Origin of the sequence: Mesorhizobium sp. M0615, assembly GCF_040320805.1 — a bacterium.
GTDB lineage: Bacteria > Pseudomonadota > Alphaproteobacteria > Rhizobiales > Rhizobiaceae > Mesorhizobium.
Map to the genome: position 1 here is coordinate 108,339 of NZ_JAMYQI010000006.1, position 20,668 is coordinate 129,006.

The window sequence follows — 20,668 nt, forward strand, 5'->3', positions numbered from 1 at the left end:
CCAACCCATAAGAGATTGATAATATTCGGCTGCTATAGGGAACGTTCTCGCCCCTATGGCCTTATGGCATTGGCGGCGCGCTCAGACCGCTAACGGGGGTGCGGCCATGAAGCATGACGGGGTTTCTGCATCCGCGGTTGGCCATGGGGTCTACCACGACGAGCGGCTGGACGCGCTGCTCAGTATCACCGGCCGCATGGACGGTTATCTCTACCGTTGCCGCAACGATGCGTCCTACACCATGCTCTACATCAGCGACGGCATTTTCACCGTCAGCGGTTATCGGCCGAGCGACTTCATTCAAAATGCCGTGCGCGACTATGTCTCGGCCATCCACCCGGATGATCTCGCTGCCGTCTATGCCGCCGTCGATACCGCGCTCGAGGCGCGCTGCAACTGGAACGTCGACTACCGCATCGTGCCGCAGGTCGGCGAGCCGCTCTGGGTCCGCGAGATCGGCGGCGGCGTCTGGGACGAGGCCGGCGAACTGGAATTCCTGGAAGGTTTCGTCGTCGACATCAGCGACCGCAAGGTCGTCGAGGATCTCAACGCCGAGCTGCTGCTCGAACTCAAGGCCGCCAATGAGGAACTCTCGGTACAAAAGCGCGAGATCGAGCTGGCCAAGCAGCACAGCGACCACTCGGCCAACCACGATGCATTGACCGGCCTGCCCAACCGGCGCGCCTTTCACAACGAGCTGAGGTCGGTGATCGACCGCTGCGACAGCACCGGCCAGGCGGCCGGCCTGCTGTTCATCGACCTCGATAGGTTCAAGAAGGTCAACGACACGCTCGGCCACGAGGCCGGCGACGCGCTGCTGCAGGAGGTGGCGGGTCAGCTTCGCACCATCCTGCGCAGCGCTGATTTCGTGGCGCGGCTCGGTGGAGACGAGTTCGCATTCCTGTTTTCAGGAGAGGCTAGCCGGGCCCGACAGAAGGCCGTGGGCGTCGCCGAACGTATCCTGGAAAAGCTGCGGATCAAGGTGCCGACGCCGAATGGAGCCATCCATGTTGGTTGCACCGTTGGCGTCGCCATCTACCCGGCGGAAGCGTCCGATTCGGAGGCGCTGATAACGCTCGCCGACCGACTGATGTACATCGGCAAAAAGAGCGGCCGCAACCGGCTGGTCACCGCCGGGGCTTTGGAACCCGGGCCTACGTCCGACGACGTTCGCCGCACCGCCTGAGCGGAGCGCCGGACAGCCTGAACCGGCGGGCACCCCTCATCTGGCTCGGCGCTGCGCGCCGAAAGACGGCCCTACAGCAACCCCGCCAGTTGGGCAGCGCTGCGCAGATTCTGCCGTGGCCGCGGTCCGAGCTGCTGGATCACCAGCCCGGCGGCCAGTGAGCCGAGATCGCCGCAATCCTGCAGGCTGCGCCCCGAGGTGTAGCCGTAGAGGAAACCGGCGGCGTAGAGGTCGCCGGCGCCGGTGGTGTCGACCAGTTCGCGGATCGTCGTCGCCTGGATGGTGACGGTCTCCTCGCCACGCACGATCACCGAGCCTTTTTCGGAGCGGGTGACAGCGGCAATCTTGCAGTCCTTGCGGATAGCCGCCAGCGCCTCGTCGATGGATTTTGTCTGGTAGAGCGACTTGATCTCGTGGCTGTTGGCAAAGACGATGTCGACAGTGCCCGAGCGCATCAGCTCGAGGAACTCGTCCCGGTAGCGGTCGACGCAGAACGAATCCGACAACGTCATCGACACTTCGCGCCCGGCCTCGTGTGCGAGCTTCGCCGTCTGCCGGATCGCCTCCTTGGCGCGCGGCGGATCCCACAGATAGCCCTCGAAATAGGTAACCTTGGCGCCGGATGCCTTGTCGGCCTCGACGTCTTCCGGGCCGAGTTCGACGCAGGCGCCGAGATAGGTGTTCATCGAACGCTCGCCATCGGGGGTGACGAATATCATCGAGCGCGCCGTCGGCGGCTGTCCCTCAAGCGGCCTGGTGTCGAAGGCAACGCCCTGGGCATGGATGTCATGGGCGTAGATTTCGCCGAGCGGATCGTTCGACACCTTGCCGAAGAAGGCGGCGCGGCCGCCGAAGCTGGCGACGCCCGCCGCCGTGTTGCCGGCGCTGCCGCCCGAGGCCTCGATCGCCGGCCCCATGCGGCTGTAGAGCAGCTCGGCGCGCTTGGTGTCGATGAGGTTCATCGCACCCTTGATGATGCCGTTGGTCTCGAGAAAAGCGTCGTCGCACTGGGCGATGATGTCGACAATGGCATTGCCGATGCAAAGCACGTCAAAATCCGGCATCAATGTCTCCGCCTCGGAACCTGCCGGCTTTCTGCCGCGCCCGGGCGGGTCTACAGCATCACCCCGAAAAATGGCAACCGATTTCCATCCTTTGCCGGCCCAAGCCGGCGCGCGCGCCTGGGACGAGGCTCCATCACAGTTCGACCGTGGCCGAAGCATCTGACCGCCGGGTCGCCTACAAGCTTGGCCTCAAATCAAGCGCTGGAAGCACCCGCATGCAAGCAAAGACCGACATGACCACCGAACTGGCGCTGCTTGGCGTGCTGGCCGCCCTGTGGGGCGCGTTCTATACCTTCATCAAGATCGGTGTCGAGACGATCCCGCCGATATCCTTCATCGCTGCCCGCACCTTGATTGCCGGCGCCATCCTGCTCGCGCTGATCCGCTGGCGCGGCCTCGCCATGCCCAAGGACAGCGCGACCTTGTGGCGGTTCATGGTCCAGGCCTGCCTCAACAGCGTCGTGCCGTTCACGCTGATCGCCGCCGCCGAGCGCTCCATCGACGCCGGTCTGGCCACCATTCTCAACGCGACCTCGCCGATCTTCACCTTCCTGCTGACCGCGCTTATCACCCGCCATGAATCCGTGACCGCACGCAAGCTGTTCGGTGTCGGTGCCGGCATTGCCGGCATTTGCCTGATCGTCGGCACCCAGGCGCTTGGCGGGCTCGGCCATCAATTGTGGGCGCAGCTTGCCGTCATTGCCGCCACGGTCTGCTATGCCGGCGCCGCCATTTTCGGCCGCAGCTTTAGGGGACTCGACCCGATGCTGCCGGCCGCCGGCTCGATGCTGTGCGGCGCGGTCATCCTCGTCCCCTTGAGCCTGGCCTTCGACCGCCCGTGGACGCTGTCGCCTTCAATGGCGTCGATACTGGCCTTGTTGGCATTGTCGGTGTTCTCCACGGCGCTGGCCTTCTGCATCTTTTTCCGCCTCATCCACACGCTTGGTTCGGTCGGCACGACGTCGCAGGCCTATCTGCGCGTGCCGATCGGCGTCGGCATCGGCGTCCTGTTCCTCGGTGAAAGCCTTGGGCCGACAGCTTTCTGGGGCATGGGCTGCGTCGTCGCCGGTGTTGCGGCAATGACCATCCCCGCCCGCTCCCGGGCGCTGGCGCGCTAGATCATGATGAGATTTGGTTGAAATCTCATCATGATCTAACCCTTTGTTGGAGCATGATCTTTTCCAAAAACCGGTACCCACTTTTTGGGATCATGCTCCAGTTCCCGTCCGGAATTGCGCCCGCTCCAGCAGGCTTGCGGCTGACAGGGTCTCCGCCTATGTCGGAGATATCCGTTTGTTCCTGGGGGTGGAAACGCCGTGATCTCCAACGCTGCCCGCGCCGCCTTCAGCCGGCTGTTTTCTCCCGAATTCCGCGCGGTTTTCCTGAAGACGCTGGGCTTGACCGTCCTGGCGCTGGTCGCCTTGTGGTTCGTCTTGACCGGGCTTGTCGATTGGCTGGCCCTGCCATGGGTTCACTCCTTGCTGCCCGGCCTGCCGTCCTGGGCCGGATGGCTGAGCGGCATCATCGCTGCCATCGCGCTTGCCTTCGGGATGGCGCTGCTGATCGCGCCGGTGACGGCAATCGTGGCGGGCCTGTTTCTCGACGACATCGCCGAAGTGGTCGAGCGCACCGACTATCCGGCCGATCCCGTCGGACGCGCCATGCCGGCGCTGCGCTCGCTCGTGTTGTCGGTGAAATTCTTCGGCGTCGTCATCCTGGGCAACATCGTCGCCTTGCTCCTTCTGTTGGTTCCAGGCGTCAACATCGCCGCCTTCTTCATCGTCAACGGCTATCTGCTCGGACGTGAATTCTTCGAATTCGCCGCCATGCGCTTCCGCCCGGAAGATGAGGCGAGGGCGTTGCGCCGGAAATATGCCGGCACCGTCTTTCTGGCCGGGCTGCTCATCGCTGCCTTCCTCGCCGTGCCCCTGCTCAACCTGCTGACGCCGCTCTTTGCCGCCGCCATGATGGTGCATCTGCACAAGGCGGTCGGCGCGCGGGAGAGCGCCGGGCGATAGGCCTATCAACGCAGAAGGAAACCGCGTCCCAATTCGTCATCCGGCTCGACGGTGAATTCCGTCCGGCCCGAATAGTAGGCGCGGCCGCCGACGCGGGCGATGATCGCATCATGCGGGCCGGCCATGGTCGTGCGCGCCACCGCTCCGGAAAAGCGCGAGCCGGCGATGCTTTCGAAGGACCGCTCCTGACCAGGGTTGATCTCACCCTTGGCATGCATTGCCGCCAGCCGCGCGGTGACGCCGGAGCCGGTCGGCGAGCGGTCGACCTCGGCATCGGCAAAGACGCAGATGTTTTGCGTTGCCTCGCTGGAGAATGCATCGTGTCCATCGGTGAGGATGGTGCCGTAGAGGAAAGCGAGATCGGCATGGTCGGGATGCGATAGAGGGAACGCCGCCTTCAGCCGCTCGGTCAGCGCGGTTGCCGCGTCGACGAAATCGCGCACCCGGCTGCGGCCGAACTCCAGGCCGAATTGATGGCAGCCGGCCAGCGCGTAGAAGGCGCCGCCATAGGCGATGTCGAACGCAATCTTGCCGTATCCCCCCAATTCGATTTGTTGGTCATGGGCAAACAGAAAGGCCGGCACGCTTTCGAACGACACCGATCCCGCTTTGCCGTCCTTGACCTCCACCGAAGCGACGACCATGCCGCACGGCGCCTCGATGTTGACGGTGGTGATTGGCTCCTGCTTGACCACCAGCCCTTCGTCGACGGCGTAGCGGCCAAGCGCAATGATGGCGTGGCCGCACATCGTCGAATAGCCCTCGTTGTGCATGAACAGCACGGCCAGCTCGGCGCCGGGCAGGTCGGGCTCCACCAGCAGCGCGCCATACATGTCGTAGTGGCCGCGCGGCTCGAAGATCAGCAGCTTGCGCAAATGGTCGAGGTGGTCGCGCACATAGGCACGCTTTTCCAGGATCGTGCCTTTGGGAATGTCTGGATAGCCGTCCGTGACGATCCTGACCGGCTCACCGCCGGTGTGCATGTCGACGACGGTGAGCGTCATGCGCCGGGACCCCTACCCTGAGGATTTGGAAAACAGCGCCTGCAATTTGCCGAACGGCATGGCGGCCCGGGTGAAGCCGAACGTGCCGTCCTGCTGGATCTCGCGCGCCGCGGTTTCCAGCATGCCGAAGGCGAAATTGGTCAGCCACGGACCGAGCGAGATGCGCTTGACCCCGGCCATGGCAAGGTCGGCGATGGTGAAGGCCGACAGTGCCATGACGTTGACCGGCCTGCTCACCGCCGAGCAGACGTCCCGGATGGTCTCGACATCTTTGAGGCCGGGCGCATAGAGCACATCGGCGCCGGCCTTTTCGAAGGCCTGCAGCCGCTTGATCGTGTCGTCGAGATCCGGTTTGCCCCAAAGGAAATTCTCGGCCCGTGCGGTGAAGACGAAATCATGCTTGAGCGCCCGTGCGGCTTCAGCAGCAGCTGCAACGCGCTCGACGGCGTGTGAAAACTCATAGATGGGCTTGTCGGGATCGCCGGTATGGTCCTCGATCGAGCAGCCGGCGAGACCTGCCGCTTCGGCCGCAAAAACCGTCTCGGCGGCACTCGTCGCGCTGTCGCCCTTGCCTTTCTCGAGATCGGCCGACACCGGCAGGCTGGTTGCCGCCGTCAGCTCGCGGCAATGGTGGATCATCGCCTCGAAGGTCACTGCGCCATCGGGCAGGCCGCGCGAGAAGGCAAAACCGGCGCTGGTCGTCGCCAGCGCCTTGAAGCCGAAGGAGGCCAGGAGCTTGGTCGTGCCGACATCCCAGGGGTTGGGCATGACGAAGGTCGAGGCGTGCAGGTCGCGAAAGATCTTGCCCTTGTCCATGAGTGCTCCCTTCAGATGCGGAATATCGGCAGATTCTATCGTGCAGAAATGCACCGGGCAAACGAATGCGGTTGGCTCAGAAGCGTTTGGCGTTCTCTCCTGCCAATCTGTCCAGCGCGTCGGAATCCCTGACGTAGTGCAACGTCTTCTTGTCCCAATGATAGGTAACGGAAATTGCGTGGGCTTCAGGCTTGGGCGGCTGGCCGTCGCAGCTCTCGCCGTTGAGCACCGTGGCGTCGGTCACCGTCACTTTGACTGCGGCATAAGGCTGCCCGTCAGCGATCGTCTGGAAAGCAACGTCCTGCTTGCGGCTGTAGGCGCACAGGTTCTCATCGAAGGTGAAGATCATGTCGATCAGTTGGAATTTGTCGTCGCGCACCATGATCAGCGGCGTGATCGCGTAGTTTTGGCTTGAATTGAAATGCGCGCTCATGGTGATCACGATGTCGTCGTTCGGCCCAACGGAAAGCTTGCCCGGTTCACGGAAATAGGTGCCGCGGTCGAGCGCGACATTGACGGCGTCGAGCAGCTTCGGCTTGTCTGTGATGTCGTAGAGCGCCAGCACGGCATAGCCTTCGGCGCTGTCGGGAGAGTCGCCGAGGTCGTAGAGCATCGCCAGCCGGTCCTTACCCCCGGCCTTGATGGCGAGCACGCCGGCGTTGGAGAGACCCGATGTCTCAGGCGGCGAACCGCCGTCATCCGGTCCCTCGATGTGGCCCATCTCGATCGGCAATCCACCCCGGTAGAAACCGTTGCTGTCACCTGCGAGGCCGGGAATGACCATCCTTGCGAGGTCCAGATAGGTCACATTCATGTGGCCGGGGATGGCGCCGGCGAATTCCGGGAAGCTGACGGCTTGCGCGCCGGCTGCGGTCCAAAGCCACGGCAGCAGCACAAGCGCTAGAGCAATTTCAGGAAAAGTGTGTGCGGTTTTCCGGCCGGAAATTGCAACAAAACAAGAAGATAGAGCGGTTCGCCGTTTCCATGAAACGGTGAAACGCTTTAGGATGGAGCGAAGCAGGTTCGTTGGCATGGGCGCCTCAGGCTGGCCGCGCGGAACCTAACACAGCTTCAGTGGATCGGCACCAGCCCGGCAAGTTCGCGCATGTCGTCGAACAGGACGCCGCCGGCGCTGGCCAGGCCATCGCGGTCGGAATAGGGATCGCCATGATAGGAATAGACACGCATGCCGGCGGCAATGCCGGCCTGCGTGCCGGCAACGCTGTCCTCGATGACGATGCAGTCGGCGGGCGCAAAGCCCATGGTCTTTGCCGCATGCAGGAACAGGTCCGGGAATGGCTTGCCGCGGCTGACCATGGTCGAAGAGAACATGGCATGCTCGAACAGCGGCAGCAGCCCGGTCTGGCCGAGCGTGATGTGCATCTTCGAGATACGCGCGGAAGTGGCGACGCAATAGGGAATGCCGGCCGCGCGAACCGCCTCGATGAAGTCGCGCACATAGGGGATCGCCTCGACGCCATGCGCAAACAGATCGGGCAGGCCGGCATTCCAGCGATCGACGAAATCGGCGCCGAGCCGCACCGTGGTCGTCTCTTCGATTTCCTTCTGCACCGAAGCCATGCTGCGGCCGGAAAAATATTTGCGGCAATATCCGAATGTGGTGGGATAACCGGCGGCAACAAACCACTCGGCAAGCCGCCGGTTGGCAAGGTTCTCGGTGTCGACCAGGATTCCGTCGCAGTCGAAGATGACCAGTTTCGGTATGCTCATTCAGGCGGTGCCGGTCGATCCGAACCCGCCCGCGCCGCGCGTCGTGGCGCCGGCCAGCGAGCGCTCCTCAACCGTCACCTGCGTCACCGCGGCAAAGACGATCTGGGCAATGCGCATGCCGCGCGTCACCGCGAAATCCTCGTCGCCGAGGTTGACCAGCAGCACCTTAACCTCGCCGCGATAGTCGCTGTCGACCGTGCCTGGTGAATTGAGGACGGTCAGCCCATGCTTGAAGGCAAGGCCGGAGCGCGGCCGCACCTGGCCTTCCATTCCTTCGGGAATTTCCAGGATCAGACCGGTCGGCACCAAGGCGCGCTTGCCAGGCAGGATCAGCAGCGGCCGGTCTTCCGGCACCGCGGCGCGCAGATCCATGCCGGCGGCGCCGGTGCTTTCGTAAGCGGGAAGGGGAAGTCCATCGCCATGCGGCAACCTGACGAAGCCGACGGTTGGACCGATGACGGAGGAATTGTGGAGGGCTGCGCGCATAAAATCGATCCTATCGGCGCGAACGGCGATTCGGTCAACTCGTCCGCAGGCCTATCAACGGCTTTCTTTCGGGCGTCAGTGTGACCTAGCGCAATTCCACCGGAACGACCGTCGTCTCCTTGATCTCCTCCATGACGAAGGAGGCCGAAACGTCCGACAGCGCCACCTTGGCGATCAGCCGCTGATAGAGCCGGTCATAGGCCTTCATGTCAGCGACGCGGGCGCGCAGCACGTAGTCGAGATCGCCGGACATGCGATAGACTCCGGTGATCTCGGGAAAACCGGTCACCGCCGCCCGAAACTTCTGCAGCCAGTCCGGGTCATGATTGGACGTGCGGATCAGGATGAACACCGAAAGCCCGAGCCCGAGCTTGTCGGCATCGACCAGCGCCACCCGCCCGGTGATGACGCCGTCCTCTTCCAGCCGCTTGACCCGGCGCCAGCAGGCGTTGCGCGACAGCGACACTTTTTCGGAGAGCTGATCGACCGACAGTGTGCCGTCGCGTTGCAGCTCGGCCAGCAATCTTCGGTCGATTTCATCAAATTCAAGCGCCATGTTGGGATGAATGTCCCGAACCACGGCGTTAGACAAGGACAAATTGAGACCGATGAACCTTTACCCCGTGGCAGGATACCCACATCGGGGGCTTATCCCGGCAGGAGGGATCACCATGACGACGCTGTTTTCGAAGCTGTTCACCTCTCACCCGGCCAAGGTGGGCGAGACCTATTTCAGCCATATGGCCTTTGCCGCCTGGTTCTGCTCGCGCCTCCTGATGGCCGCTGGTGCGGCACTCGTTCACGCTTTCTTGCCGTTTCTCTTCGAAACTACGGCAAGCCGAATCGTTCGCGAACTCTACGAGCGGACGCACAACAGAGGCTCGCACGCGGTCAAGGAGCCCCAGGCTCTCTTGGATCGCGCCTAGGATTGGTTAGAAGCCATGTGCCGATGGGCGGCCTATCTGGGTGAAGCGGTCTTCCTCGAAGACGTCGTCACCGCGCCTTGCCACTCGCTGATCGCCCAGAGCCATTGCGCCCAGGAAGCCAAGTCGCCGACCAATGGCGACGGTTTCGGCCTTGCCTGGTATGGCGACCGGCCCGAGCCCGGCCTCTACCGCGACATCCTGCCGGCCTGGTCGGATCCCAATCTGAAAAGCCTATGCCGGCAGATCAAATCCGGCCTGTTCCTCGCCCATGTCAGGGCGTCGACCGGCGGCGCCACCAGCCGCATGAACTGCCATCCCTTCATCTCCGGCAGCTGGTCGTTCATGCACAACGGCCAGATCGGCGGCTTCGAAAAGATCCGCCGCGCGCTGGAGAACTCGCTCTCTGACGCCGTCTTCGACCAGCGCGAGGGCACCACCGATTCCGAATTGTTTTTCCTGCTGATGATCGACGAGGGTCTTGCTGGCGACCCGCAAGGGGCAGTATCGCGCGCCACCGCCCGCGTCATCGAGGCATCGCGCCGCGCCGGTCTGGAGCCAGCCTTGAAACTGACTGCGGCCTTTTCGGATGGAAAGGCGCTGTATGCCGTGCGCTATGCCAGCGACGATCACGCGCCGACGCTGTACACGTCGGTGCGCAATGCCGGCCGTTGCATCGTGTCGGAGCCTTTCGATCGCGAGGGCGGGGAATGGCAGGCCATCCCGCCCGCGAGTTTTGTCACGATCACTGGCGATGGGATGAGCATTCGGCCGTTCGTGCCGGCTGTGGCAAGGCTGGCACTGGTCGTCTAGGCCCTAGTCTAAGCCGCACTCCTTCGCGCCCCCCTCTGTCCTGCCGGACATCTCCCCCACGAGGGGGGAGATTGGAGGTCACGGCGGCCTTCGCCAATTTTCAACGCAGGAAAAGGGGCGCCGAAGCCAAAGCTGCCAATCGCCCCCCAAAGTGGGGGAGATGTCCGGCAGGACAGAGGGGGGCGCCGTAGAGCGCCAACCTCAACCGACCGGCAAGCGCAATTTTGATCAAGCGCCGATGATCTCCGAATGCTGAACTTGGTTTTTAACCGCGATACGTTTGGCAGCAGCCGGAGCAATCATGGACCTCGCCTTTTCCTCGACCATCGATCTCGCCGCCGCAATCGCGGCGCGAAAGATCTCCGCCGTCGAAGCTCTGGACGCCCATCTGACCCAAATCGACCGACACAGCGAGGCGGTCAACGCGGTCGTCAATCTCGATCGGGAAGGCGCCCGCGAGCGCGCGAAACAAGCCGACGCGGTGCAGGCGCGCGGCGATGCGCTCGGACCGCTGCATGGCGTGCCTTTCACGTTGAAGGACATGCACCAAACCGCTGATATGAAGACCACGGTTGGTTTCGCACCATTCGCCGACTATGTGGCAAAGGCAGACAGCCCGGTCGTCGCCCGATTGAAAGCCGCAGGCGGCATCCTGATTGGAAAGACCAATGTCGCGACGATGCTGGGCGACTGGCAATCGGACAATCCGCTGTTCGGTCGCACCAGCAATCCGTGGAACCGATCGCGCACGTCAGGCGGGTCCAGCGGTGGCGCAGCGGCAGCGGTGGCGGCCGGCATGACGCCGTTCGATGTCGGCACCGACATGCAGGATTCGATCCGCCTGCCGTCGGCTTTTTGCGGCGTCTACGGGTTGAAACCGACCGAGCACCGCGTGTCCCTGGCCGGCGCCTTCCCCGATCCGAACGGCGCGGCGCGTAGCGTGCGGCTGATGTCCTGCCTCGGCCCGCTGGCGCGCAGCGTGGAGGATCTTGCGCTGATCTACAAAATCATCGCCGGCCCGGACGGAGCAGACACGGACCTCGCGCCGGTGCCCGTAGAGGCCATGCTCAGGCTAGACCTCAAGACATTGCGCATCGCCGTGGCGCCGTCCATCACCGGCTTTCCGGTGGCTGGCGAAATCGCTGTCGCCGCCGAAAGCCTGGCCAAGCGGTTGCAATCAGCAGGGGTGATTGTGGAAGAAGCGAACTTGCCTGAGATCGATCTGCATGACGATCTGGAGCAGGGCGGCGATCTGATCGGCATGATGCTGGAGGCAGCGCAGCCCGAACCGCCGGAGCAGCCAACGCCGATCACCAATTGGTTCGAGGCGCTCGCTCGCCGCGACCGCTCGATCCTGGCCTGGGACAGGTTCTTCGAAACCTGCGATGCCTTGCTGTGCCCGGTCGCCATGACCACGGCCTTCGCGCATTGTGAGCCCGGCACGCCGATCGAAGTCGACGGCAAGGAGCAAAGCTATTGGATGCTACCGGCCTATGGCGCGGTCTTCAATTATTCCGGCCATCCGGCACTCTCGCTGCCCTGCGGGCAAGACCGCGACGGCCTGCCTATCGGCCTGCAACTGGTCGGCAAGCGCTGGTCGGAATCGCGGCTGCTCGGCATCGCCAAGGCGATCGAAGCGCTGACCGGCGGCTTCAAGCGTCCGCCGGGCTACTGAGCAAACCGACCCAACCCATAAGGCGTCAGCAGCGGATCACGCTCGCCGTCGAGAATTTCGCGCGTGGCGAACAGCCCGACCGCGGGCGCCAGCGTTATGCCGGAATGCATGACGGCGACATAGAGACCTTCCGTGCCCTCGGCGCGGCCGATGATCGGAAAGCCGTCGATCGGCGTCGGCCGGTAGCCAACCGTGTGGAAATCGAATTCCAGTTCGTCGGCGCCGCGCAAGGCCGCCTTCATTGCTGCAAACAGCTCGCGCGCCGTGGCGTCGGGATTCTCACCGGGATCGCTCCCCGCGAAATCCGAGCCGGCGATGATGCGGCCCTCCGCCGTCTGGCGCATATGCAGCTTTTCGGCATGCACCAGCCCGTTGAGGAGCTTCTTGTAGGGCTGCGAGTGGACGATCAGACCGGGCGGCGTCTCGATCGGCAGCTTGATGCCGACGGTAGCGGCAATATCGGGCGCCCCGACACCGGCTGCGATCACCACCTCTTCGGCTGGCATCAGCCCATGCGATGTATCGACACCGGCAATCCTGCCATCGGTCTGGACAAGTGCGGTTACAGAACTGGAGAGAACGCGCGCACCTTGCCGTTCTGCGTCGGCCAGCAGCGCCTTGGCCGCTGCGACCGGTTCGGCCACGCCTTCTTCCGCGACATAGACAGCGAATTCCGGCGGCTCGACGAGATTGGGCTCGATTTGCGCTACGCGCCCGGCGTCGACGCGTTCGATGCCGTAACCCCAGGAAGCGTGCTCAGCCGCGTAGGCTTCGAGCCTGTCGGCCGGCAGATCCCAGCACAGCCCGCCGCACCAGGCGAGCGGCAGGCCGGGCAGCTCGTTTGCCAGCCGCTTCCATTCGGCCATCGCACGGATGCGCAGCCGGAAATAGATTTCGGGATTGCCCCAGCTGGCGTTGATCCAGGCAAAGGAGTTTGGCGTGGCGACGCCGCCGGCACCACTATCGGAAATCACAGTCACCCGCGCCCCGGCCTTGGTCAGGTGCCAGGCGATGGACGCCCCGATAATGCCGGCGCCGATGACGATGACTTCTTTAGCGCTGCTCATACCGGACCTCTCAGAATGGGCTCCTCTGATGCCACCGTAACGATTCAAGCTCAAGTGTGGTCGGCCTGCCGGCCCGAAACTGTCGACAGGCCAGCAATGCGCTGCTAGAAGCCCGCGCCACAGACAGGATTCCAGAAATTGGCTGAAGACATCGAACAGGCGGTATCGCGCCGCCGCACTTTCGCGATCATCGCCCACCCCGACGCCGGAAAGACGACGCTCACCGAAAAGCTGCTGCTGTTCGGCGGCGCCATCCAGCTTGCCGGCGAGGTCAAGGCCAAGAAGGATCGCATCCAGACCCGGTCCGACTGGATGAAGATCGAGCGCGAGCGCGGCATTTCGGTCGTCACCTCGGTGATGACCTTCGAATATGAGGACAATGTCTTCAACCTGCTCGATACGCCCGGCCACGAGGATTTTGCCGACGACACCTACCGCACCCTGTCGGCGGTCGATAGCGCCGTCATGGTCATCGACGCCGCCAAGGGTATCGAGCCGCGCACGCTGAAACTGTTCGAGGTCTGCCGGCTGCGCGACATCCCGATCATCACCTTCATCAACAAGATGGACCGCGAAAGCCGCGACCCGTTCGAAATTCTCGACGAGATCGAGCAGAAGTTGGCGCTGGACACTGCCCCCATCACCTGGCCGATCGGCCGCGGCAAGACTTTTGCCGGCACCTACCACCTGGCGCTCAACGCTGTGCGCAGGGGCGATGCCGAGAAAGAGCGCACGCCGGTCAACGGCCCCGACTCCAACCGCGTCGCCGGCCTGCTGCCGGAAAACGAGCGCGAGGCCTTCATCGAGGAGCTGGAGCTCGCGCGCGAAGCTTGCCGCCCGCTCGACATCGACGCCTTCCGCGAAGGCCATCTGACACCGGTCTATTTCGGCTCGGCGCTGCGCAATTACGGCGTGCGCGACCTGATCGAGGCGCTCGGCGCCTTCGGCCCGCCGCCGCGTGCGCAGGACGCAGACACCCGCAAGGTCGAGGCGACGGAGGAGAAGATGACGTCCTTCGTGTTCAAGATCCAGGCCAATATGGACCCCAACCATCGCGACCGCATCGCCTTCGTGCGCGTCTGTTCGGGCAAGCTCGAGCGCGGCATGAAGGCCAAGCTGGTGCGCACCGGCAAGCCGATGAGCCTGTCGGCGCCGCAGTTCTTCTTTGCCCGCACCCGCGTCACCGCCGACGAAGCGTTTGCCGGCGATGTCGTCGGCATTCCCAACCACGGCACGCTGCGTATCGGCGATACGCTGACCGAAGGCGAGGAGATACTGTTCCGCGGCGTACCCAACTTCGCGCCGGAAATCCTGCGCCGTGTGCGCCTCGGCGACGCGATGAAGGCGAAAAAACTCAAGGAAGCGCTGCACCAGATGGCCGAGGAAGGCGTCGTGCAGCTGTTTTCGCCGGAAGACGGCTCGCCGGCCATCGTCGGCGTTGTCGGCGCGTTGCAGCTCGACGTTTTGAAGGAGCGGCTGAATTTCGAATACACGCTGCCGGTCGAATTCGAAATGTCGCGCTTCTCGGTCTGCCGCTGGATCTCGGCCGACGACAAGGGCGAGACGCTTCGCTTCATCGAAGCGCATCGCGGCGACATCGCCCGCGATCTCGACAACGACCCGGTGTTTCTGGCCCAGAACGCCTTCTCGCTGAACTACGAAGCCGAACGCTGGAGGGCGATCCGCTTCGCCACCATCAAGGACTACCAGGTCCGCGACAAGGCGGCGTAAGGCGCCCCTTTTCCTTCTGCCCGTTTACGCGGAGAAGGTGCCCGAAGGGCGGATGAGGGGCAGCGCCGACGTTGAAGGGTCAATTGGCTCCAACGCGCGCCGGCCGTTCGCATGACTCAGGGCGTTCGAAGCTCGAAAAGCAAAGCAATTGGCTTTTCGTCCGCTACGCGGCCGCTTCTCACCCCTTCGCAGCTTCCTCGATCTTGGCAATATCGATCTTGCTCATCTGCATCATCGCCGACATCACCCGCCCGGCCTTGGCCCGGTCCGGATCCAGAAGCAGGCGCGGCAGCTGCTCCGGCACGACTTGCCAGGAGACGCCGAACTTGTCCTTCAGCCAGCTGCATTGCGACGGTTCGCCGCCGCCTTCGATGAGCTTGTCCCAGAAATAATCGACCTCTTCCTGGGTCTTGCAGTCGATCGACTGTGACATCGCCTCGTTGAACTTGAATTGCGGTCCGCCGTTCAGCGCCTGGAACTGCACGCCGTCGAGTTCGAACGTGGTTACCAGCGCCTTGCCGGCATCGGTATGGCCTTCGGGCCAACGCAGCACGCTCAGTACCTTCGAGTTCTTGAAGATGGAGACGTAGAAATTCATCGCCTCTTCGGCCTGGCCATCGAACCACAGGCAGGTGGTGATCTTTTGCATGTCATGCTCCTCGGGTGTTTGGTTGCGGTTACAGGTGAAGCTGCTGACTTATAGAAATGGTGCCATTCCCTTGCCGTCGTCCAAGGACGGATGCCGGGCTAGCGATCCGACACTGGCCGGCAATCTTTTTCGAAACCCTGATTTTCAGCGAGACTCTGGCGCATTGCAAAAATGTGGCCAGACCATACTTGCCGGTCTATAAACCCTGCGGTCCAAATTAAGCGCCGCCACGCTCCGCGTTGAGCGCAGCCAGCCAGCCAAGGAAGATTCATGCCTGCCTATCGCTCCCGCACCACCACCCACGGCCGCAACATGGCCGGCGCCCGCGGCCTGTGGCGCGCCACCGGCATGAAGGATTCGGATTTCGGCAAGCCGATCATCGCGGTGGTCAATTCCTTCACCCAGTTCGTGCCGGGTCATGTCCATCTGAAAGACCTTGGCCAGTTGGTGGCGCGCGAGATCGAGAAGGCCGGCGGTGTCGCCAAGGAATTCAACACCATCGCCGTCGATGACGGCATCGCCATGGGCCATGACGGCATGCTCTATTCGCTGCCGTCGCGCGAGCTGATCGCGGACTCAGTCGAATACATGGTCAACGCGCATTGCGCCGATGCCATGGTCTGCATCTCCAATTGCGACAAGATCACGCCCGGCATGCTGATGGCCTCCTTGCGCCTCAATATCCCAAGCGTCTTCGTCTCCGGGGGGCCGATGGAAGCCGGCAAGGTGGTGCTCGCCGGCAAGACACAGGCGCTCGACCTGGTCGACGCCATGGTTGCCGCCGCCGACGACAAGATCTCCGACGAGGACGTCAAGGTCATCGAACGCTCGGCCTGCCCGACCTGCGGCTCGTGCTCCGGCATGTTCACCGCCAATTCGATGAATTGCCTGACCGAGGCGCTCGGCCTGTCGCTACCCGGCAACGGCTCGACCCTGGCAACCCACGCCGACCGCAAGCGGCTGTTCGTCGAGGCCGGCCATCTCATCGTCGATCTCGCCCAGCGCTACTACGAGCAGGATGATGAGTCCGCACTGCCGCGCAGCATCGCCTCCAAGGGCGCCTTCGAGAACGCCATGACGCTCGACATCGCCATGGGAGGCTCGACCAACACCGTGCTGCATATCCTGGCCGCCGCGCACGAGGGCGAAGTCGACTTCACCATGGAAGACATCGACCGGCTGTCACGGCGGGTTCCGGTGCTATGCAAGGTCGCACCGGCCAAGTCCGACGTGCATATGGAAGACGTCCACCGCGCCGGCGGCATCATGGCCATCCTTGGCCAGCTCGACAATGCCGGGCTGCTCAATCGCGACCTGCCCACGGTGCATACGGCGAGCCTTGGCGAAGCGCTCGACCACTGGGACATCTCCCGCACCTCGAGCCAGAGCGTCCGCGACTTCTTTCTCGCCGCTCCGGGGGGCGTGCCGACGCAGGTCGCCTTCAGCCAGGACCGCCGCTGGGACGAGCTCGATCTCGACCGCGAGAAGGGCGTCATCCGCTCAGCCAAGACGCCGTTCTCGAAAGACGGCGGCCTCGCCGTGCTGAAAGGCAATCTGGCGCTCGACGGCTGCATCGTGAAGACCGCGGGCGTCGATGAATCGATCCTGAAGTTCACCGGCCTGGCCCGCGTGTTCGAAAGCCAGGACGCCTCCGTCAAGGCGATCCTGTCCAACGAGATCAAGGCCGGCGATGTTGTCGTCATCCGCTATGAAGGACCGCGCGGCGGTCCCGGCATGCAGGAAATGCTCTATCCCACGAGCTATCTGAAGTCGAAAGGCCTCGGCAAAGCCTGCGCGCTGGTCACCGACGGCCGCTTCTCCGGCGGCACATCAGGCCTGTCGATCGGCCATGCCTCGCCCGAAGCAGCGGAAGGCGGCACGATCGGACTGGTGCAGGAAGGCGATACGATCGAGATCGACATCCCCAACCGCACGATCCGGCTTGCTGTCAGCGACGCTGAACTCGACGCGCGCCGCGCGGCCATGGAGGCAAAGGGCGCCATGGCCTGGAAGCCCGAGGAAAAGCGCAAACGCAAGGTGACGACCGCGCTGCGCGCTTACGCCGCCTTCGCCACCAGCGCCGACAAGGGCGCGGTGCGGCACGTGCCGGAGTGAGGGGGGCGGCGCCCGGGGCCGGCGCCCCCGCGCGGCCGCGCCGCCCCCCCCGCCCCCCCGGGGGGGGGGGGCGGCCGGGGGGGGGGGGGGGGGGGCGGCGCCCACCCCCACCCCGCTGCTGCGCAGCGACCCTCCCCACAAGGGGGAGGGTAAAGCTCACGGCATCAGCTGATACTCATAAAGCTTCTGATACAGTCCGCCCTGGTTGAGCAGCGTGCGATGCGCGCCGCTTTCCACCACCTTGCCGGCCTCCAGCACCACGATCGTGTCGGCCTGGTGCACGGTCGACAGGCGGTGGGCAATGACGATGGTGGTGCGCCCGACCGTCAGCTGCTGCAGCGCGTCGCGGAAAAGCGCCTCGGATTCGGCGTCGAGCGCGCTGGTCGCCTCGTCCAGAAGCAGGATTTCGGCATTGCGCAGCATGGCGCGTGCGATCGAGATGCGCTGGCGCTGGCCGCCTGACAGCAGCGCGCCATTCTCGCCGACATCCGTGTCGTAGCCTTTCGCCTGGGCGCTGATGAAGTCATGTGCATTGGCGGCCCTTGCGGCGGCCATTACTTCCTCGTCCGTGGCGCCCTCGCGCCCGAGCCTGATGTTGTGCATGATCGTGCCGGCAAACAGGAACGTGTCCTGGCTGACATAGGCGATCTTTTCCCTGACCGAGGTGAGCGTGGCACAAGAAATGTCCTGCCCGTCGAACATCACCCTGCCGCTCTGCGGGTCGTACATGCGCATGATCAGGTTGAGGATGGTCGACTTGCCACTGCCCGAGGGTCCGACGAGCGCCGTCATTTTGCCTGCGGCAAGCGTCAGGTCCAGTCCCTCGAACACCGGCGCGCTTTCGGGGTAGGCGAAGCTGACATTGTCGAAATGGATCTCGCCCGGCCCGGCCCGCAGCGGCTTTGCATCCGGCTTTTCGGCCAGCGTCAGCGGCCGGTCGGCGAGCTGGAACATCATGCGCACGCCGACAATGCCGGTTTCAAGCGAGATGCGTACGCGGGCCAGGCGCTTGGCCGGCTCATAGGCCAACAGCAGCGCCGCGATGAAGGCCATGATGTTGCCCGGCATCTGACCGCCGCCGCCCAGAACCAGGAAGCCGCTGACAAAAACGGCGCCAGCGATGGCCAGCCCCGCAAGCGTTTCCATAACCGGGCTGGTGGCGGCCTCCAGCGTGGCGATGTTGTTGGCGCGGCTCTCCACGTCCGACACGGCCTTGTACATGCGCTTGCGCATGGCGCCTTCGAGACCGAAGGATTTGACGACGCGCACGCCGATCGCAGTTTCCTGCATCACCTGCACGATCTGGCCGAGCGAACGGAATTCTTGCGAGGCAATTTTTCGGACGCGCTTCAGGATACGATTGACGCCGTAAATGGCGATCGGCCCGATCACCAGACAGATCAGGGACAGCGCCGGCTGCTGCCAGACCATCACACCCACCAGCGCAGCCAGCGTCACCAGGTCGCGAACATAGGACGTGACGATTTGGTCGAGCACGCTGCGCGCGGCCTGGGCATTGTTCGTCATGCGCGAAATCAGTTCGGACGAAGAGGTCGAATGATAGAATTCGATGCCTTGCGCAAGAATGCTGTCATAGATCTTGCGCTGCCGGTCGGCGATGATGGCATTGCCGACCCTGCTCATGAAGTAGGCCTGGATGAAGTTTGCGAAGCCCTTGAGAATGAAAATCGCTCCGGTCGCCGCCGCGATCAGATTGACCTGCCCAATCCGCTTGTAAACCACGAATTCATTGGTGATTTCGCGCAGCATATAGGCGCTGGCTGCTGTCGTTGCCGCCACCACCAGCATCGACAGAATGGCCGCAGCGTAGCCAAATCTATGCGCGTGAAAGGATTCCCGCAAAAGCCTTGCGATAAGGCGCTGGTTTTCCGTCGAACGGAAGAAGCGAAACAAATGGCCGATCCCATGCCTGACTGACGAATTTCGGATTCGCCACCAGGGCGAAAGGCGGCTTATAGAGCGAGTTGTGGCCGGATGGAACCTTTCGCTGTCGCGGAGACAATCGGCTGCGGCACGGTGTCTTTTGCGCCACGATTGCGGCGATTGATCTGCGGGGAGATGACGACAGATGGATTTCGACCTTGTTGTGCGCGGCGGAACGCTGCCCGACGGCACCGTCGCCGACCTCGGCATCATCGGCGAGACGATCGTCGCCATCGAGCCCGAACTGCATGTCAGCGCCGGCACGTCGATCGGCGCCCGTGGCAATCTGATCTCGCCGCCCTTCGTCGATCCGCATTTCCATATGGATGCAACGCTGTCCTACGGCATTCCACGCATCAACGCTTCGGGTACGCTGCTGGAGGGCATTTCGCTATGGGGCGAGCTGAAGCCGCTCCTGACGCATGACGCGGTGCGCGAGCGGGCGCTCGCCTATTGCGACTGGGCGGTCTCGATGGGCCTGCTCGCCATCCGTACCCATGTCGATGTCTGCGACGACCGGCTGCTGGCGGTCGAGGCGCTGCTCGACGTCAAGAAGATTGTCGCGCCCTATATCGATCTGCAACTGGTCGCTTTCCCGCAGGATGGCTTCTACCGTTCGCCGACGGCGCGCCAGAACACGCTGCGCGCGCTCGACATGGGCGTCGACATCGTCGGCGGCATCCCGCATTTCGAACGCACCATGGCCGACGGCACGCGCTCGGTGACCGAATTGTGCGAAATCGCGGCGAAGCGCGGGCTGATGGTCGACCTGCATTGCGACGAGACCGACGATCCGCTGTCGCGCCACATCGAGCAGCTTGCCTATGAGACGCAGCGCCTTGGCCTGCAGGGCAAGGTAGCCGGCTCGCATCTGACTTCAATGCACTCGATGGACAATTACTACGTCTCCAAGCTGCTGCCGCTGATTGCCGAGGCCGGTGTGTCGGCGATCCCCAATCCGCTGATCAACATCATGCTGCAGGGCCGCCACGACACGTTTCCCAAACGCCGCGGAATGACCCGGGTGAAGGAGATGCTGGCGCTCGGCATCCGCGTCGGTTGGGGCCAGGATTGCGTTCTCGACCCCTGGTATTCGCTGGGCACCGCCGACATGCTCGACGTCGCCTTCATGGGGCTTCACGTCGCTCAGATGTCGAGCCCTGCCGACATGGCACGCTGCTTCGACATGGTCACCAATGTCAACGCCGCCATCATGGGCCTCGATCATCTCGGCCTTGCCGTGGGCAAGCGCGCCAGCTTCGTCATCCTCGATGCAGGCAACCCGATCGAGGCCTTGAGGCTGCGTGCCGAACGGCTGTGCGTCGTCGCCAGGGGCAAGGTGGTGGCCGAGCGCACGAAACAGGAGACACGGCTGTCGATCGCCGGCCGTCCCGGACAGGTGAACCGGCGGCACAAAACTGCGTAGAAACAGCCGATTTCCGCCGC

General features: G+C 63.6%; 19 protein-coding genes. 9 read left to right on the plus strand and 10 right to left on the minus strand.

Features of this window, described 5'->3' with window-relative positions; all coding sequences use genetic code 11:
• Positions 1-106 precede the first annotated feature (106 nt).
• The gene (locus NKI46_RS12035; protein WP_352459257.1) at positions 107-1,186 is read left to right on the plus strand and encodes a diguanylate cyclase domain-containing protein; all 1,080 of its coding nucleotides are present in this window, start codon (positions 107-109) and stop codon (positions 1,184-1,186) included.
• A gap of 71 nt (positions 1,187-1,257) precedes the next feature.
• On the opposite strand, the gene NKI46_RS12040 is transcribed toward NKI46_RS12035, so the two are convergent.
• The gene (locus NKI46_RS12040) at positions 1,258-2,250 is read right to left on the minus strand and encodes an adenosine kinase (protein ID WP_352459256.1); all 993 of its coding nucleotides are present in this window, start codon (positions 2,248-2,250) and stop codon (positions 1,258-1,260) included.
• A 215-nt stretch (positions 2,251-2,465) separates the two neighbouring features.
• Here NKI46_RS12040 and NKI46_RS12045 point away from each other — a divergent pair, with 215 nt between their 5' ends.
• Both NKI46_RS12045 and NKI46_RS12050 read left to right on the plus strand, forming a co-directional pair.
• Positions 2,466-3,368, plus strand: coding sequence for a DMT family transporter (locus NKI46_RS12045; protein ID WP_352746357.1), 903 nt, complete (start codon positions 2,466-2,468; stop codon positions 3,366-3,368).
• A 198-nt stretch (positions 3,369-3,566) separates the two neighbouring features.
• The gene (locus NKI46_RS12050) at positions 3,567-4,268 is read left to right on the plus strand and encodes a sulfate transporter family protein (RefSeq protein ID WP_023672874.1); all 702 of its coding nucleotides are present in this window, start codon (positions 3,567-3,569) and stop codon (positions 4,266-4,268) included.
• Between the two features lie 5 nt (positions 4,269-4,273).
• Here NKI46_RS12050 and NKI46_RS12055 read toward each other — a convergent pair whose 3' ends face one another.
• From NKI46_RS12055 to NKI46_RS12080, 6 genes are all read right to left on the minus strand, one after another.
• Positions 4,274-5,272, minus strand: a complete 999-nt coding sequence (locus NKI46_RS12055) for a proline racemase family protein (RefSeq protein ID WP_352459252.1) — start codon at positions 5,270-5,272, stop codon at positions 4,274-4,276.
• A 12-nt stretch (positions 5,273-5,284) separates the two neighbouring features.
• Positions 5,285-6,088, minus strand: a complete 804-nt coding sequence (locus NKI46_RS12060) for an isocitrate lyase/PEP mutase family protein (protein WP_023834356.1) — start codon at positions 6,086-6,088, stop codon at positions 5,285-5,287.
• 76 nt (positions 6,089-6,164) lie between these two features.
• Positions 6,165-6,983 carry a hypothetical protein gene (locus NKI46_RS12065; protein WP_352459251.1) on the minus strand — a complete coding sequence of 273 codons (819 nt, stop codon included), beginning with the start codon at positions 6,981-6,983 and terminating at the stop codon, positions 6,165-6,167.
• Between the two features lie 176 nt (positions 6,984-7,159).
• Positions 7,160-7,819: an HAD family hydrolase gene (locus tag NKI46_RS12070; protein WP_352746360.1), complete on the minus strand. Its 660-nt coding sequence runs from the start codon at positions 7,817-7,819 to the stop codon at positions 7,160-7,162.
• Positions 7,820-8,305 (minus strand): dUTP diphosphatase, encoded by a 486-nt coding sequence (gene dut, locus NKI46_RS12075; protein ID WP_023690041.1) that lies wholly within the window; start codon positions 8,303-8,305, stop codon positions 7,820-7,822. It abuts the gene before it with no gap.
• An 85-nt stretch (positions 8,306-8,390) separates the two neighbouring features.
• Positions 8,391-8,861 (minus strand): Lrp/AsnC family transcriptional regulator, encoded by a 471-nt coding sequence (locus tag NKI46_RS12080; RefSeq protein WP_023690042.1) that lies wholly within the window; start codon positions 8,859-8,861, stop codon positions 8,391-8,393.
• A gap of 115 nt (positions 8,862-8,976) precedes the next feature.
• Between NKI46_RS12080 and NKI46_RS12085 the strand changes: the two genes are divergently transcribed.
• The 3 genes from NKI46_RS12085 to NKI46_RS12095 all read left to right on the plus strand — a co-directional run bounded on the left by NKI46_RS12085 (position 8,977) and on the right by NKI46_RS12095 (position 11,716).
• Positions 8,977-9,231: a DUF6356 family protein gene (locus NKI46_RS12085; RefSeq protein ID WP_023685117.1), complete on the plus strand. Its 255-nt coding sequence runs from the start codon at positions 8,977-8,979 to the stop codon at positions 9,229-9,231.
• A gap of 15 nt (positions 9,232-9,246) precedes the next feature.
• Positions 9,247-10,041, plus strand: coding sequence for a class II glutamine amidotransferase (locus tag NKI46_RS12090; protein WP_352459249.1), 795 nt, complete (start codon positions 9,247-9,249; stop codon positions 10,039-10,041).
• A gap of 301 nt (positions 10,042-10,342) precedes the next feature.
• Complete coding sequence (locus tag NKI46_RS12095; RefSeq protein WP_352459248.1) at positions 10,343-11,716, plus strand: amidase; 1,374 nt, start codon at positions 10,343-10,345, stop codon at positions 11,714-11,716.
• Here the strand turns inward: NKI46_RS12095 and NKI46_RS12100 are convergent.
• On the minus strand, positions 11,710-12,783 hold the full coding sequence (locus tag NKI46_RS12100) for an NAD(P)/FAD-dependent oxidoreductase (protein ID WP_352459247.1): 1,074 nt from the start codon (positions 12,781-12,783) through the stop codon (positions 11,710-11,712). The two genes, NKI46_RS12095 and NKI46_RS12100, sit on opposite strands and share 7 nt — an antisense overlap.
• A 138-nt stretch (positions 12,784-12,921) precedes the next feature.
• Here NKI46_RS12100 and NKI46_RS12105 point away from each other — a divergent pair, with 138 nt between their 5' ends.
• Positions 12,922-14,514, plus strand: coding sequence for a peptide chain release factor 3 (locus NKI46_RS12105; protein ID WP_352746365.1), 1,593 nt, complete (start codon positions 12,922-12,924; stop codon positions 14,512-14,514).
• A 178-nt stretch (positions 14,515-14,692) separates the two neighbouring features.
• Here the strand turns inward: NKI46_RS12105 and NKI46_RS12110 are convergent, their stop codons facing one another.
• The gene (locus NKI46_RS12110; protein WP_023685112.1) at positions 14,693-15,163 is read right to left on the minus strand and encodes a VOC family protein; all 471 of its coding nucleotides are present in this window, start codon (positions 15,161-15,163) and stop codon (positions 14,693-14,695) included.
• Between the two features lie 270 nt (positions 15,164-15,433).
• Between NKI46_RS12110 and ilvD the strand changes: the two genes are divergently transcribed.
• Positions 15,434-17,278: a dihydroxy-acid dehydratase gene (ilvD, locus tag NKI46_RS12115; protein WP_352746367.1), complete on the plus strand. Its 1,845-nt coding sequence runs from the start codon at positions 15,434-15,436 to the stop codon at positions 17,276-17,278.
• A 156-nt stretch (positions 17,279-17,434) separates the two neighbouring features.
• Here ilvD and NKI46_RS12120 read toward each other — a convergent pair whose 3' ends face one another.
• Positions 17,435-19,192: an ABC transporter ATP-binding protein gene (locus NKI46_RS12120; protein WP_023685110.1), complete on the minus strand. Its 1,758-nt coding sequence runs from the start codon at positions 19,190-19,192 to the stop codon at positions 17,435-17,437.
• Between the two features lie 175 nt (positions 19,193-19,367).
• Here NKI46_RS12120 and NKI46_RS12125 point away from each other — a divergent pair, with 175 nt between their 5' ends.
• Positions 19,368-20,648: an amidohydrolase family protein gene (locus NKI46_RS12125; protein ID WP_352746370.1), complete on the plus strand. Its 1,281-nt coding sequence runs from the start codon at positions 19,368-19,370 to the stop codon at positions 20,646-20,648.
• Positions 20,649-20,668: the final 20 nt, after the last annotated feature.